Source organism: Wenjunlia tyrosinilytica (assembly GCF_014646055.1).
Lineage (GTDB): Bacteria > Actinomycetota > Actinomycetes > Streptomycetales > Streptomycetaceae > Wenjunlia > Wenjunlia tyrosinilytica.
The window spans coordinates 98,368-113,541 of sequence record NZ_BMMS01000025.1; the positions used below are offsets into that span (position 1 = coordinate 98,368).

The following is a 15,174-nucleotide window of genomic DNA, read 5'->3' on the forward strand; positions in this document are numbered from 1 at the left end:
CGCGGGCTCCCGGTGCCGTGGTTCACATTCCTTGGCGATTCCTATGCTCGAACATAGGATTCCAGGTCACCCGCCGTCAATGCCCACCGCCGCGCGAGGCCCAGCGCAGTCCCAGACCGGCCACGGCGGCGGCCCCGGAGGCGAGGGCGCAGAAGAGGAAGACATCCAGGAAGGCCTGCGGGCCGCCGAGCCCGCGGGCGGCGACGATGGCGGCCATGGCCGCGACGCCGAGTGCTCCGCCGAGCTGCCGGGCGGTGGTGGTCAGGCCGATGCCGGAGGCGAACTTCCGCGGCGGAACGGAGGCCGCGGCGGCCGTCGACAACGCGGTCATCGTCGCGCCGAACGCCGTTCCGCCGACCAGGCCCATGGGCAGCCACCGGGTGACGAAGCTCGGCTCGGCGCCCAGCCCCGCCCACATCCAGAGCGCGACGCCCGCGAACGAGGCCATGCCGAACGCGACCACGTAGGGCAGGTGGTGGGGCTTGGCCCGCCTGCCCACGGCGAGTGCGGCGACGGCCGAGGCCAAGGCTCCCGGGGTGACCGCGAAGCCCGCGCTCAGGACGGAGTACCCCCACACCGAGGTGAGGAAGAGCGGGCCCGCCAGCATCCAGGCGAACAGCGCGGCGCCGGACATCAGCGAGGCGACATTCGCGACGGCGAAGGTGCGGTTGCCCCACAGCGCCGTTTCGACCGCCGGGGCCCCATGGGTGCGCGAGCGCAGCAGCGCCAGCGCCAGCAGGGCCGCGCCGGTGAGGACGCAGGCGTACGTGCCCGCTGAACTCCAGCCCCAGTCGCTGCCCTTGGTCAGGCCCAGCACCAGGAGGCCGACGCCGGCGGTCACCGCGCCCGTGCCGGTCAGGTCGGGCAGACGGCCCCCGCCCGTGTGCCGCTCGGGCACCGCCTTGAGCGTGCCCCACAGGAGGACGAGGCCCAGGGGGATGTTGATGAGGAAGACCGAGCGCCAGTCGAAAGCCTCCACGAGTATTCCGCCGAGGCTCGGGCCCGCGGCCGTCGCCAGGGACCCGGAGGCACCCCACGCGCCCACCGCAGAGGCCAGCCGCTCGGCCGGGACCTCGGCGAGGAGGAGCCCGAGGGCGGCGGGGATCATGCCCGCGGCCGCCGCTCCCTGCAAGGCCCTTGAGGCGACGAGGAATTCGATGGTGGGCGCCGCCGCGCACAGGGCGGAGGCGACGGTGAACGCGGATATGGAGATCAGGAAGATCCGGCGGCGGCCGAGGGTGTCGGCGAGCCGCCCGGCAGTCGTCAGCAGGGCGGCGAACAGGACCGCGTAGCTGCTGACGACCCAGGACAGGTCGGAGACGGCCACGTCGGGGAAGCTGCGCCGCAGGTCGGGAAAGGCGATGTTCACAACGGTGGTGTCGAGGAACGCCATGAAGGTGGCGCCCGCGGTGATGAGCATGACGGTGGCGGGTGACGCGGCCCGCCGCGGTGGCGGGGTGGCCGTGGAGAACGGGGTGGTCTGGGTCATGTCAGGTCCTCGATAAGGGCGCGGGAGGGCGCCGAGGGAGGGGCGGCCACGGAGGGACCGTCCGGCAGGAAAAACATACTGACAGTATGTAAAGTACATACCTGCGGTATGTTAATGTCAAGTGGGACGCTGGAGGATCGCTAGGGTGGGGGACGCACAGGGGTGCGGGACCCAGGAGGGAGCGCGGGTGTCCAGAGTCAGGAGCCGCCAGACGCAGCGTGAGCGGTCGGACGCCACGGTCGACGACCTGGTGCGCGCGGCACGCGCGCTGTTCGCCGAGGACGGCTACGCCGCGACCTCGCTCGAGGCCATATGCGACCGGGCCGGAGTGAGCAAGGGCGCGCTGTACCACCACTTCTCCAGCAAGCGGGACGTCTTCCGTGTCGTCTACGAGCGCGAGCAGGAGCATCTGTCGGAGGTGGTGCGGGGGGCGGCCGCCAAGGAGGCCGAACGGCCGTGGGAGGCCGTCTTCGAAGGATGCCGGGCCTTCCTGGAGGCGTCGCTCGATCCGCAGGTCCAGCGCATCACGCAGCTGGACGCGCCCGGCGCGCTCGGCTGGGAGGGGATGCGCGAGCTGTCCGGCAACTGCCTGGAGCTGACCAGGCTGGGAGTGGCCAGGGCGGTCGAGTCCGGCGCCATCCCGGCACGGCCGGTCGACCCGCTCACCTTCCTGCTCTACGGGGCCCTGGGGGAAAGCGCCTTGGCCATCGCGAGGGCCAAGGACCAGCCCGCGGCGCTGGCGGAGACGGTCGCCGAGCTGAGAACCCTGTTCGACGCACTGGCGCGGGGTTGAGTCGGGCGCGGGGCTGAGTGGGGCGCGGGGGCGAGTGGGGCGCTGGGGTGAGTGGGGGCGCTGGGCCCAGTCAGGTGCGGGGGCGAGTCAGGGGCTGGGTCGAGTCGGGCGCCGGCCGAGTGGGGCGCTGGGGTGAGTGGGGCGCTGCCGAGTCGGGTGAGAGGTGTCGAGTCGGGTGAGAGGTGTCGAGTGGGGCGCTGAGGCGAGTCGGGCGCGGGGTCGAGTTGCGGCACCTGCCGGAAAGTCGTCGCGGGGGCGCTAGTCGGCAGCGTGGCGTGGCCCGTCGCCGGGGCGCGGCTCGGTGCCCTTGATGCCCCCTCCTCACGCTCTGTGACCCATTGTCAGACCCACCCGCTAACGTCGTGACTGTCAGTGACAGGAGCGATGGTTTGCGGGGGAGGCCGTCATGGCGGCAGTCAAGAGCGGTGCGGCGGAGTTCGTTGGCCGGGCCGAGGTGCGGGAGCGGTTGGGGCTCGATGAGGGGCAGTTGCGTCTCGCTCTCGAGCTCGGCGAGGTGCGCTGCGGCGCGGACGGGAGCGTGGATCCGGCCGAGGTGCTCAGGGTCAGGAGCGTGCCGGGCTTTCCCGAGGCCCTGCGCGAGCGGATCGCGGACGTCGGGGCGGTCGCGGGCGCCGAGATCCTCGGGGTGAGTGCCCACCGCTTCGGGCGGCTGGCGCGGGCCGGACGGTTCCGTCCCGTGCGGTGGTACGTCAATCGGTACCGCGCGGTGGTGTGGCGGTATCTCGCGGCGGAGCTCCGTGAGTTCGCGGCCGGTCCGCCGCCGCCGACGGGCGGGGTGCCGGAGGGGGACGCCCGGGCGAGGGGCTGGCGGGCCCGCAGGGCCGAGCAGTTGCTGCGGGACGCCCCCGGGCCCTGGGAGCGCGCCGCCGTCTGGGCCTGCCTGCTCGGCGATGTGGGGCGGGTGGGCGACCAGGTCCCCGTGTCGGCCGAGGAGGCCGCCCTGCTGGCCCGGTTGGCGCCCTCATTGCGCGGTGGCGGTCCGGGTTGGCCCCTGAGGCCGGAGGTGCTGGAGTCGGTGCTCACCGCCCAGGGGCCGGACGAGGTGGCCTGGGTCGCGGGGGCGCTGGCCACCGCGCTGATGAGGGCCCGTGCGGCAGCGGAGCCACCGCCCCGGTCACCCTGATTCCGGAACCCCCAGTAACGAACATGAGTCAACGCCGGATATTGGTCTGGACCTTGACAGGCCCTCGCTTCGGCAGTGTTATGTGGTGCGGTCCGTTGGATTTCGTCTGGTTCTGATCGAATCTGAAGTCGATTCAGCCGACCACCCGTGGACTCTGGTCTGCCACGTCGCGCGTCGCGGGACCGTGCGTGGCCCTACTCGCAGGAGTCGCTCGTGCAGCAGGAAGGAACCAAACTGAGAACCCGCCTCGCGGGGGTCTGCGCCGCACTGTCCCTTGTCGCGGGAGCGGGCGCCGCCGTGGTCACCGCGGCAGCCGTCCAGGTCGCGGCCGCGCCGCCCGCCGCGGCCCTCGACAACGGCCTCGCGCTCACCCCGCCCATGGGCTTCAACAACTGGAACTCCACCGCCTGCCGGGCGGAGTTCAACGAGTCGATGGTCAAGGGCATCGCCGATCTGTTCGTCTCCAAGGGCCTCAAGGCCGCGGGCTACACCTATGTGAACCTCGACGACTGCTGGGCCAAGACCTCACGCGACTCCTCCGGGAATCTCGTCCCCGACCCGGTCCGCTTCCCCAACGGCATCAAGGCCGTCGCGGACTATGTGCACTCCAAGGGCCTGAAGTTCGGCATCTACACCAGCGCCGGCACCAAGACGTGCAACACCGCCGGATTCCCCGGGGGACTGGGCCACGAACAGCAGGACGCCGACACCTTCGCCTCCTGGGGCGTCGACTACCTCAAGTACGACAACTGCAACAACCAGGGTGTCGACGCCAAGACCCGCTACCGGAAGATGCGCGACGCGCTGAAGAACACCGGACGCCCGATCGTCTACAGCATCTGCGAATGGGGCCAGAACAAGCCCTGGGAGTGGGCCCAGGACACCGGCAATCTGTGGCGCACCACCGGTGACATCAGCGACAACTGGTCCAGCATGGTGGACAAGGTCCACAAGAACCAGGTCCTCGCCCAGTTCGCGGGACCCGGCGCCTGGAACGACCCCGACATGCTCGAGGTCGGCAACGGCGGAATGACCGACACCGAGTACCGCAGCCACTTCAGCCTCTGGTCCGTCATGGCCGCCCCGCTGCTGATCGGCTCCGATCTGCGCAAGGCCTCCACGGCGACGTTCGACATCCTCAGGAACACCGACGTCATCGCGGTCGACCAGGACCCGCTGGGCAAGCAGGGCACCGTGATATCCAGCAGCGGCGGCAAGGCGGTCTACTCCAAGCCGCTCGCCGGCGGCGACCGCGCGGTCGTGCTGTTCAACGAGAGCACCAGCGCGGCCACGATCAGCACCACCGCGAGCGCGGTGGGACTGCCCGGCGGCTCCAGCTACACACTGCGCGACCTGTGGACCAAGAGCACCCGCACCACCACGGGCACCATCAGCGCCTCCGTCCCCGCCCACGGCGTGGTGATGTACCGGGTCTCCAAGACCGGTGGCAACACCCCGCCCCCGAGCGGTACCTCGGCGGTGAGCGACCTGTCGCCCACGAGCGCCACCAGCGGCTGGGGCCCTTTCGAAACCGACACCAGCAACGGTGAGAAGCCCGCCGGCGACGGCAGGGCCATCACCATCCAGGGCGTCAAGTACAGCAAGGGGCTGGGCGTGCACGCGGCCAGCGACATCGGCTACTACCTCGGCGGTGCCTGCTCCACCCTGACCGTCGATGTCGGTGTCGACGACGAGAAGACCACCACGGGCTCCGTGGTCTTCCAGATATTCCGGGACTCCACCAAAGTCGCGGACAGCGGGCTCCTCACCGTCGACAACGCCGCCAAACGGCTCACCGCGAACCTCTCGGGAGGCACCACGCTCAGACTCGTCGTCACCGACGGCGGCAACGGCAACAATTCCGACCACGCCGACTGGGCCGACCCCCGGCTGACCTGCGCCTGACGGACGTCAAGACCGCCGACTCCGGTGCGCGGCCCGCCTGCCCGGGCCGCGCACCGGCCAGGTACATCGTCCCGAAGCCGGGCCTCCAGGGACCTGCGGCAACGCGTCCGCGAGCGCTCCGATACCGCTCCACCCCTCCTCTAGAGGCCCTCACGATCCTGTACCAGCACCGAAGGGCAGAGCATTCCGCCCGGTGCCGAGCCGTAGCGGGTAACAGGGGGAGCTGACATGGCCGCGATGGGGACAGGAACCGCCGGGGTGCTGACCTCGGTCACGGGGCTGTCCGCCCGAGGCACCGCCCGCGAGCGGGCGGCCGCTCTGGAATCGCGGTTCGGGGACCCCGCCGACCCCGACAACCCGCTGGGCCACGAGGCATTCCTGCGGGCCGACGCACGGGCCGAACTGCCCGCCGAGGGAGAGCGGCTGCTCGAGCGGTTCGGGTTGAACGCCGAGTTCGTGCCCCGGTCCCTCGGCGGCCGCCTCGACAGCATCGAGGGGCTGGTCCAGGCCCTGCGCCCGGTCTTCCGCCGGGACGCGTCCCTCGGCATCGGGTACGGCGTCTCGTCGTTCATGGCCGCGGTCAACGCCTGGTTCGCGGGCACGCAGGAACAGCGGCGCTTCACCGCCGACCTGTTGCTCGGCGGCGGCCGCATGACGGTCGCCTACCAGGAGATCGCGCACGGCAATGACTTCGTGCGCAATGAGTTCCACGCGCGTCGCGGCGGCTCGGGCTTCCTCCTCGACGGCGACAAGCACGTCATCAACAATGTCGAGCGCGCCGAAGCCCTCATGCTGTACGCGCGAACCGACAAGGCGAAGGGCAGCCGCAGCCATTCGGTTCTGCTGGTCGACAAGGAGCTCGCCCCCGCCGGGCACACCGTCTACCTGCCCCGGCGCATCACCAACGGCTGCCGGGGGCTGCAGTTCGGCGGTGTCCAGTACGCGGGGCTGCCGGTGCCCGCCTCGGCCGTGGTGGGAGGCGTCGGACAGGGAGTCGAGCTGAGCCTGCGCTCGTTCAAGGTCACCCGCAGCGCGCTGCCGTCCATGGTCCTCGCGCTCGTCGACACCTGCCTGCGCACCGCCGTCGGCTTCGCCGGCCGGCAGAGCCGCGACACGGGCACCGGCATGGACACCCGCAGCTCCCGCTCGGTCCTTGCCGCCGCCTTCGCCGACATCCTGCTCTGCGACAGCCTCGCCCTCGCCGCGACCCGCTCCGCCAGCCTCCTGCCCAGGCAGAGCAGCGGTGTCTACGCGGCGGCCGTGAAGTACCTGCTGCCGAAGATCCTCACCGAGACCGTCTACGACCTGTCGATCATCCTGGGCTCGGCCCTGTACGACAAGGACGGCCCGTACGGGATCTTCCAGAAGCACGTGCGCGACCTGCCGGTCATCACCCTCGGCCACGCCGGCACCGCCGCCTGCCAGGCCACGATCATCCCTCAGATGCCGCTGCTGGCACGGGCGGCGTGGTTCCAGGGCGCGCCCGCGCCCGGCGAGCTGTTCGAGGCCGACGGCCGGCTGCCCCCGCTCAATCTGGAACAGCTGCGGCCCCACGCCGGCCACGACCCCGTCGCCGCCTCCCTGGTGGCCGCCGTCGAGGACGACCCCGAGCGCGGCGACGACGGTGAGGACGTCATCCACCGGCTCGCCCAGGGGTTCCTCGCCGAGCTGCGGAGCCTGCGCGACCTCTGCCTGGAGCTGCGCACCACCGACCCCGCGTGGCTGGCGGGCCCGGAGACGTCGGCGCTGGCCGACCGGTATGTGCACGTCCTCGCCGCCGCCAGTGTCGTGGGCGTGTGGCGGCAGGAGCGCCGGGTACGGCCCGGCGGCTTCCTCGCCGACCCCGCCTGGGCGGTGACCGCGCTTTCGCGTACAGCAGGACGGCTCGGCGGGCTCCCCGGACTCACGGAGCTCCCCGAACCGCCCGCCCACTTCGAGGACCTCATGGTCTCCGAAGTCCTCTCGAGGTTCGGCGAGCCCCGCAGCTACGACCTCTACAACAGCCCGCTGTCCGGCTGACCGCCCCGCTGAGCAGGCGAAGCGGCCGGTGCACGGACGGTTCGATCCCCGTTCGGTCAAGACCGGTACGGGAGGACGAGAGAAGGAGTCACCCATGCGCACTGTCGGCTCTGCCAACCGGGCCGGCCTCCGCCTGGCCCCGGCAGCGGATGTGCAGCAGGCCGGTACCTTCCCCAGATCAGGCCTGTCCGGGGTCTCCGCCGGGGCGGCGGGAGGCATAGCGGTGGTCGGGGTCGACCGCTTCCCATGGGGGAGCAGCGACCAGGACCCGGCGCCGCGGCCCTTCGGGGCGGGCGGCGCCGAGGCTTTCGACTGCGACTTCTTCTCCCTCTCGCCCCGCGACGCGGGGCAACTGGACCCCCGCCAGCGGGTCCTGCTGCAATGCGCCTGGCGGGCGCTGGAGGACGCGGCGATCGCACCCCGGCGGCGTTCGATCGCCGGGACGGGGGTGTTCGTGGAGGCGACGGAAGGGCTTGCGGCGGCCGGTGACTGGGCGGCCGCGGAGGCCGGACTCGGCGCGGTGGCCCAGTGGATCTCCTACCAACTGGGCCTGAACGGGCCGTCCCTGGACGTGCGGACCGACGGCGAGGCCGCCCCGGTCGCCCTGCTCCTCGCCTGCGACGTGCTCGCGGGGCGTGAGTGCGATCTGGCCCTGGTGGCGGGCGCCCGGCTCTCCGAGCTGCGCACCGCCGACGGCGGCCGGTCCCGGCAGGCGCCCGGCGCCGCGGTGCTCGCCCTGTGCCGCCTCGACGACGCGCTCGCCGACCGCAGGCCCGTCTACGCCGTGCTGCGCGACAGCACCGACGACCCTTCGGACGAGCCGTGCGGGGGAGTGGTCGACGTGGCGGACTCGGCGCTGGCCCTGTACGGCGGCGGACCCTGGCGGCTGCCCGCGGGGTCCCTCGCCCCGCTGGACCTCCAGGAGCCGCCCTCGCCGCTGCCCCCGCCGACGACCGACGCCGGGATGGGGGTGTTCACCTTCTCCGCGGACACCGCGCAGGCACTGAGCCGCAATCTCGCCGAGCACGCCGAGGCCATCGGCGAGGCCATCGGCGAGGCGGCGGGACAGGCGGGCGTCACCGGCTCGCGGGCGCGCACGGCCCGGCTGTGCTGGACCAGCAACGAGGTCAAGACCGATCTGCCGTACCGCTTCGCCCTGGCCGCCGGGGACCTCGCCGAGCTCGCGGACGGCCTGCGGCGGGCGGCGCTCGACCCCGCGGTGGAGGCCTCGCTGTCCGGTGTGCCCGAGCAGAGCCCCGCCGTCGCCTACGTCCTGCCGGGCGAGGGCAGCGAGTACCCCGGAATGACCGCCCGCCTGTACCGGGGCGCGCCGCTGTACCGCAGGGCGCTGGACGAGGCGGACGAGGCCCTGCGCCCCTACTTCGAGCACCGGGTGCGCGATCTGCTGCTGCGGCACGACACCCGCGTGCACCGGCCGTCGTTCGCGCAGCCCGCCCTGTTCGCGGTGGAGTACGCGCTCGGTCGCGCGCTGTCCGAACTCGGTGTCGAGCCGGGCATGCTGGTCGGTTACGGATGCGGTGAGTTCGCCGCCGCGTGCCTGGCCGGAGTGCTGGACGTGGAGACGGCGGCGCGGCTGGTCAGTGTGCGCGGCAGGCTCGTCGAGGAGCTGCCGCCGGGCGGCCTCCTGGAGGTCTTCACCACGCTGGAGGAGACGGCGGGGCTGATCCGCGACGAGCCCGAGGTCTACCTCGCAGCCGTCGAGGGGCCCTGCCGAGTGGTGCTGTCCGCGGCCCCCGAGGTGCTGGCGCGCGTCGGCGAGCGGATGCGGCTGCAAGGCGTCCACACCAGGGCCCGGGCGGTCGAACACGCCTACCACTCCCCGCTGATGGCGCCCATCATGCGCGAGTGGAGGCGTGCTCTGGAAGGCGCCGCGTTCGCGCCCGCCCTGATACCCGTCGTCTCGACGGTTCGCGGGCGGCTGCTGGGACGCGACCGCATGGACACCGACTACTGGCTGCAGCACGCCATCGCGCCGGTCCGCTTCGCCGAGGCGGCCGAGGCCCTGCTGGCGGAGCGGCCCACCCATGTGCTGGAACTCGGGCCGGGCTCCCGACTTGCCCAGCACATAAGGGAGATCCCCTCCGCGCGAGGGGTCGGGGTGCGGCCGGTGTGCTCGGACTCCGAGGCCGCCGACGGCGGTCTCGCCGAACTGGCCGCGGCCCTCTACCGCGATGGGCACAACCTCTCCTGGGAGGCCCTGTACCCGCTGGAGCACCGGGCGTTCGCGCGGCTGCGGCCCTACCGCTTCTCCGCCGAGCGGCAGTTCGGGCCCGGCACGGGAGCCGACGGCACCGCGGGCGCCCTGCCGGACGAGGCGGTACCACGCGGCACCGCCACCGGGGACAGCTTCGTGGCGGCCGTGGTGGACGCGGTGGCCCGTGTCTGCGACTGCCTGCCCGGTGAAGTGACGACCGACGCACGCCTTTACGACGACCTGGGATTCGACTCGGTGATGTACATGGACCTCGTGGGCGAGCTGGAACGCAGAATCCCGCAGGTCGGCTCGCTCGTCCTGCAGGAGATGATGCCCAGCCTGGAGAGCGTCGAGGCGCTCGCCGGGTACCTGCGCCACGTTGCCGGCCGGGTGGCGGCATGACCGACATGTGGCTCGCCGACGAGCGGGCCCGCGCCCGGCGGGGCGGCCCGCAGCCGCTCTTCCCCGGCACGCAGTGGCACTCCCCGACGGGGCCGCAGGTGGCGGAGCCGATCCATGTGCGCGGCCCCGCGGGCCCGTGGGACCAGGTCCGGGCGGATCTGGACACCCTCGGATGGGCCGTGGTGCACGCCCGCATAGGGGAGTGGCTGCCGGAGAACCCCGACAGCCCCTCGGTGCGGCGCGTCCTGGGCCGTGACTGGGCCCGCTACGAGAAGATGCGGCACCCGAAGATCAAGGCGAGGTTCGCGGCGACGCGCTCCCTGCTCAAGCACGCCGCGGGGGTGGCGATCGACGCGCCCCCGCACAGTGTGGAGCTGGGCTACAGCGCGTTCGGCCGGCCCTATCTGCGCGGCTTCGACCAGGTGGACATCAGCCTCAGCCACACCGGTGACTTCCTGCTGGTGGGACTCACCACGCGGGGACTGATCGGCGTGGACGCGGAGGCGATCGACCGCCAGCTGCTGAGGGGCGGTACGGAGCAGCACATCTGCACCCCGTACGAGATCAAGATGCTGGAGCGGGTGCCGGCAGCCCGTAGGAACCGCAGTGCCGTGCGGCTGTGGACGCTCAAGGAGGCGTACAGCAAGGCGATCGGGCAGGGGCTGCGGTTCAAGTTCACGGAGTTCGGCTTCGGCGAGGACGGCGCGCCGGTGCGGGTCCAGCGCCCGGACGGAACGCCGGGAACCGGTGACGAGTGGACGTTCGCCACGTTCCACCCGGGCATGCGCCACTGTGCCAGCGTCGCCGTCTTCGACGCGGGCTTCGGCGCTCCCGACGACACCGCGGCCGCCACGATGCTCGACGCGGGTCTGGTCCACGCGGTGAACGAAATGGTGGCTGAAGCCTGCCAGTCGGGCGAAGCCGCCGCCTGAGACCGGCGGGGCGGAGCCCCGAGAGGGCGGGAGGGGCGAGAGAACCTCCCGCCCTTCGCCGTGCCTGCCGACCCCCCGTCGCCATGCCTGTCTGTCCCATTGCCGCGCCTGGCGGCCCCTTCGCCACGCCTGGCGGTCCCCTTCGCCATGGCTGTCTGCCCCTTTGCCACGCCTTTGGGCGCGGACCTGCCCGCGAGCGACGGCGTCCGTGAACGCCGGAGGCGGCCCGCTCCCAACCCGTCATTCCCCGGACAGTGTTGTGCCCCGGCCTTTGGGCCGGGGCACAAATCTGTCCGGGGCTCAGCCGGCAGCGTCGGCTGCTAGAAGCTGGGCTTGGCCGACGGGGCCTTCAGGTCGCCCAGGTACGGGTGCCACAGGTGCGTCGGGTCCTCCTCGACCGCCTTGACGATGTCCCGCATGGCGGCGAGGGCCTTGGGCTCCTCGTCGTCGTACACGTCGCCCTGGAGCATCTTCAGGACGTCGAGGCGGTAGCGGTCGTCCTGGACGAACGCGGTGAACAGGATGTTGAGCCGGTAGTAGATCGAGATGAACTCGTACCAGTTGCTCACACCCCGGCGCAGCTTCTTCTCGTAGGTCGCGAAGCGCTCCTTCTTGAAGTCGCCCGCCTCCGCCGCCGCGATGATGTCCGCGGAGGCGATCCGGGCGCTGTTGAGCGCGACGCTGACACCGCTGGAGAAGATCGGGTCCACGAAGCGGGCGGCGTCGCCGATGAGGACGAACTTGTCGCCCGCCACCTGGGACATGCCGTAGCTGTAGTCGCCCTCGGTCTTGAAGCCCTTGACCTGGTCGGCGTTCTTCAGCACGTCCATCAGCTCGGGACGGCTCGCCACCGTGTCCCAGAAGTACTTCTCACGGTCACCCGCGTACTGCTGGAAGCGGGACTTCTGGCTCACCACACCGATCGATGTGATGGTCTCGGTGATCGGGATCTGCCAGACCCAGGTGTCGGAGACGGGCAGGAAGTGGATGAAGATGTAGTCCGCCTGGTCCTTGTTGACCGCCAGGGCCTTGCGGTCCAGGCCGTCGAACCACGTGTGCACCGCGTACTGGTTGAACACCGGGTCCGGGATCTTGAACTTGAGCTGGTTGCCGAGCTTGGTCTGCCGACCGCTCGCGTCCACGACCATGCGCACGGGGAAGTCGACCTGGTGGCTGCCGACCTTCGCCTGGATCACCGGGTTCTCGCCGCTGAAGTCGACGTTGGAGACGCGCACGCCCTGGAAGATCTTGGCGCCGAGCTCCTCGGCGTGCTTGAGCAGGATCGCGTCGAACTTCGAACGGTCGACGTGGAACGTGTAGTCGCGGTCCACGCCCTCCTGGTCGCGCTCGCTGAAGAGGATCTCAGCGGCGCGGAAGTCGTGCGTCAGGCCGCGGAACCCGTTGTGGTCGATATTGCGGTCCTCCGCCGAGGTCCACGCGGCACCGAACTTCTTGGGGAAGTTCGCCGCCTCGATCTTGTCCATGGCTCCGATCTCGAGCAGGACAGGAGTTGTCGCCGGAACGAGGGACTCTCCCACGTGGTCCCGCGGAAACGTGTCGCCCTCGAACAGGACGACCGACAGGCCCGCTTTGGCCAGGTAGGAAGCAGCGGTCGAGCCCGCAGGGCCTCCGCCGATGATGCCGATGTCGAACTCTGCGTCCACGACGCTCTCCACTTCTGGACGGTTGGGACTGCTGGTGCTGTTCGGTGCTTCGGGCTGGACTGTGGCGGGGCCCAGTGGGTCAGGCAGGCTGGAGGGACAGCTCATAGACCATGTCCGTGATGGTCTCGACGCTGTAGAAGTGCCGGCCGGTGATGTGGGTCGGGGGGATGGTCACCCCGAGTTCGGTCCTGATGTACGTCAGCAGGATGGACGTGTTCATGGAGTTGAGCACGCCCCACTCCAGCAGCGGGGTGTCCGGCTTCAGTTCGGAGATCTCGCTGTCGTCGAGGAACTGCTCCTGGATGTACGCGTTGAGCTTGGTGTAGATCTCGTCGCGGCTGGTGGCCGTCACGGGTCCTCCCCGGGTGTCGATTTCGTCCTCCGCCGGTGGACTGCCCGGCTGCTGGGGTGATGCTGGGAGGGCGCACTGGAGACACGCTCGGCTATCGCTCAGGCCAGGGGTGGCCCGCGGGGGTCCAGTTTGGCTCTACTATTTCGCCAGGTGCTGAGTTGATTCTCGGAGAGGCGATACCGCAGGCCACGGCAGTGGTCCGTGCGGCGGGGGCCCGGCGGAGGATGTCCGGTCCATGGCCCGGGGAACGCGCGGGTCTCCCGTTTCCGTGCCTGTCGCGACGTATCGTTGGCATCGGTAATCGGAGGAACGTGCTGTGTGGAGGTGGGTGCCGTGACTGCTCCTGGTCGTGCGGAGGCGCGGGCGTGGGTGGGCGACGCCGAGGAGGACGGTGGTGCTCCGATGCGCACGGCTCGCAAGCGCACCGGGCGCAGGCCCGGCAACACCGAGAGCCGGCAGGCCATCCTGACCGCGGCGCGGGCGAAGTTCGCGCTGTACGGCTACGAGGGCGCCTCCATCCGTTCGATCGCGCAGGAGGCGGGGGTGGACACGGCGCTGATCCACCACTTCTTCCTGTCGAAGGAAGGACTCTTCGCGGCGTCCATCCACGACGCCATCGAACCGGAGCGGATGGTCGAGCAGGTCCTCGGCAAACGCCGGGCCACACGAGGCCTGGGGGAGCGGCTGGCCCGCTACTTCATGGGCCTGTGGGAGGCGCCTGAGACGCGCGACAAGATGCGGAGCATCCTGCGGTCCGCGCTCTCGCACGACAGGGCGCAGAAGATGCTGCGGGACTTCGTGGCGGTGGAGGTGCTGGGCCCGATCGCCGGAAGCACGGGCAAGTCGCACCCGGAGGTGCGCGCCGCGCTGGCGGCCTCGCAGCTCATCGGCCTGGCGCTGACCCGGTACATCGTCGAGCTGGGGCCGATAGCGTCCCTGGACGCCGAGCAGGTGGTGGCGTGTGTGGCGCCGACGCTCCAGCGGTACCTGGTCGGCCCGCTGCCCGAGTCCCTCACCGAGGACGACTGACCGGCGGACGGGACGGCCGACCGGACCGGCAGGACGGCTGACCCGGCGGCAGGACGGCTGACCGGGAGGCTGCACCCAGGTCGGGCCGCGGGGCCCCGCGAAGAAACGGGAACGGTTCGCGAAGAAGCGGGAACGGGCCGGGCAGAACGCGGAACGGCCGGGCAGAACGCGGAACGGCCGGGGAGAACGCGGAACGGCCGGGGAGAACGGGGAACGGCCGGGAAGAACACGGAACGGGCGCGGCGGGCCGGAGACGGCCCGCCGCGCCCGTTCGCTCCTTTCGGCGCTCCGGCTCGCGGATGTCACTCCCTCGAGGAAGCGACCACCCGCCGTGCCCGCAGGTCCGCGGCGCGCGCGGGCTCCGCCACCGAGCCCGCACCCGCCGTCCCCGAGCCCGCCGCCCCCGAGCCCGCCGCCGCTGGGGCCGCCGCGACCAGGCGCGAGAGCCGGGACGTCAGCGCCTCGCGGAAGTCGGGTTCCTCGAGGAAGAAGTGGCCACCCGGGATCAGGGCGAGTTCGAAGGCGCGTGAGGTCTCCCGTTCCCACGCGACGAGCCCAGCCGGGTCGGTCAAGGAGTCCCGGCGGCCGCCGAAGGCGACCAGGGGGACGTCGAGCGGCGGTCCCGCCGGGCGGGTGTAGGTCTCCACGATCTCCAGGTCCGCGCGCAGCGCCGGAAGGTACATGCGCAGCAGCTCCGGCTGGTCGAGCAGCGCCTGCGGCATCCCGCCGTAACGGTTCAGCGCCGTGATGAAGGCGTCGTCCGGCAGCTTGTGGATCGGCCGGTGGGACAGCGGCTCGCCGGGTCCATTGCGGCCGGAGACCAGCAGAGCGGCGGGCGGCAGTCCGAGCTGGTCCAGGCGCCGTGCGAGCTCGTAGGCCAGCACGGCCCCGAAGCTGTGGCCGAAGAGCGCGAACCTCTCGCCGCGGTGCGGGCGCATGGTGCGCACGAGTTCGGCGGCCAGGAGATCGGCGCGGCGCATCAGCGGCTCGCGGATGCGTGCGCCGTGGCCCGGCAGTTCCAGCGGTGTCACCGTCACCGACGGCGGAACGATCGCGTTCCACCGGCTGTACGGCATCGCGCTGCCCCCGGCGTGCGCCAGGCAGTACAGCGTCAGCTTCTCCCCGTCGGCGCCCGGCTCACCGGGCTCGCGGGGCGTGGGTGGATTCAAGAGCCCTCCCTGTAAACGTCGCGGGTGCGGGGACGGGGCCGCTCTCAAGTCTCGCGCAAGC

Annotated in this window: 11 protein-coding genes; 7 read left to right on the forward strand and 4 right to left on the reverse strand. The window is 71.5% G+C overall.

Going from position 1 to position 15,174, the window contains the following annotated elements; genetic code table 11:
• Positions 1–76 precede the first annotated feature (76 nt).
• Positions 77–1,489, reverse strand: a complete 1,413-nt coding sequence (locus IEY86_RS26010) for an MFS transporter (protein WP_189134278.1) — start codon at positions 1,487–1,489, stop codon at positions 77–79.
• Between the two features lie 187 nt (positions 1,490–1,676).
• Between IEY86_RS26010 and IEY86_RS26015 the strand changes: the two genes are divergently transcribed.
• From IEY86_RS26015 to IEY86_RS26040, 6 genes are all read left to right on the forward strand, one after another.
• Positions 1,677–2,282, forward strand: a complete 606-nt coding sequence (locus IEY86_RS26015) for a TetR/AcrR family transcriptional regulator (RefSeq protein ID WP_189134279.1) — start codon at positions 1,677–1,679, stop codon at positions 2,280–2,282.
• Between the two features lie 406 nt (positions 2,283–2,688).
• Complete coding sequence (locus IEY86_RS26020) at positions 2,689–3,426, forward strand: DUF6397 family protein (protein ID WP_189134280.1); 738 nt, start codon at positions 2,689–2,691, stop codon at positions 3,424–3,426.
• A 378-nt stretch (positions 3,427–3,804) separates the two neighbouring features.
• Positions 3,805–5,331: an NPCBM/NEW2 domain-containing protein gene (locus IEY86_RS26025; protein WP_189134308.1), complete on the forward strand. Its 1,527-nt coding sequence runs from the start codon at positions 3,805–3,807 to the stop codon at positions 5,329–5,331.
• 237 nt (positions 5,332–5,568) lie between these two features.
• A complete protein-coding gene (locus IEY86_RS26030) occupies positions 5,569–7,350 on the forward strand; it encodes an acyl-CoA dehydrogenase family protein (protein ID WP_189134281.1) in 1,782 nt (593 codons plus the stop codon).
• 94 nt (positions 7,351–7,444) lie between these two features.
• Entirely contained in the window at positions 7,445–9,967 is a 2,523-nt protein-coding gene (locus tag IEY86_RS26035; RefSeq protein ID WP_189134282.1) for an acyltransferase domain-containing protein, read from the forward strand.
• Positions 9,964–10,899, forward strand: coding sequence for a 4'-phosphopantetheinyl transferase family protein (locus IEY86_RS26040; protein WP_229698761.1), 936 nt, complete (start codon positions 9,964–9,966; stop codon positions 10,897–10,899). The genes IEY86_RS26035 and IEY86_RS26040 overlap by 4 nt, the downstream gene beginning before the upstream one ends.
• Before the next feature lie 320 nt (positions 10,900–11,219).
• Here IEY86_RS26040 and IEY86_RS26045 read toward each other — a convergent pair whose 3' ends face one another.
• The gene (locus IEY86_RS26045; RefSeq protein ID WP_229698762.1) at positions 11,220–12,563 is read right to left on the reverse strand and encodes an NAD(P)/FAD-dependent oxidoreductase; all 1,344 of its coding nucleotides are present in this window, start codon (positions 12,561–12,563) and stop codon (positions 11,220–11,222) included.
• A gap of 79 nt (positions 12,564–12,642) precedes the next feature.
• A complete protein-coding gene (locus tag IEY86_RS26050; RefSeq protein ID WP_189134284.1) occupies positions 12,643–12,915 on the reverse strand; it encodes an acyl carrier protein in 273 nt (90 codons plus the stop codon).
• Positions 12,916–13,248: 333 nt separating this feature from the next.
• Here IEY86_RS26050 and IEY86_RS26055 point away from each other — a divergent pair, with 333 nt between their 5' ends.
• Positions 13,249–13,944, forward strand: coding sequence for a TetR/AcrR family transcriptional regulator (locus tag IEY86_RS26055; protein WP_189134285.1), 696 nt, complete (start codon positions 13,249–13,251; stop codon positions 13,942–13,944).
• Positions 13,945–14,246: 302 nt separating this feature from the next.
• Here IEY86_RS26055 and IEY86_RS26060 read toward each other — a convergent pair whose 3' ends face one another.
• A complete protein-coding gene (locus IEY86_RS26060) occupies positions 14,247–15,113 on the reverse strand; it encodes a thioesterase II family protein (RefSeq protein ID WP_229698763.1) in 867 nt (288 codons plus the stop codon).
• Between the last annotated feature and the right edge of the window lie 61 nt (positions 15,114–15,174).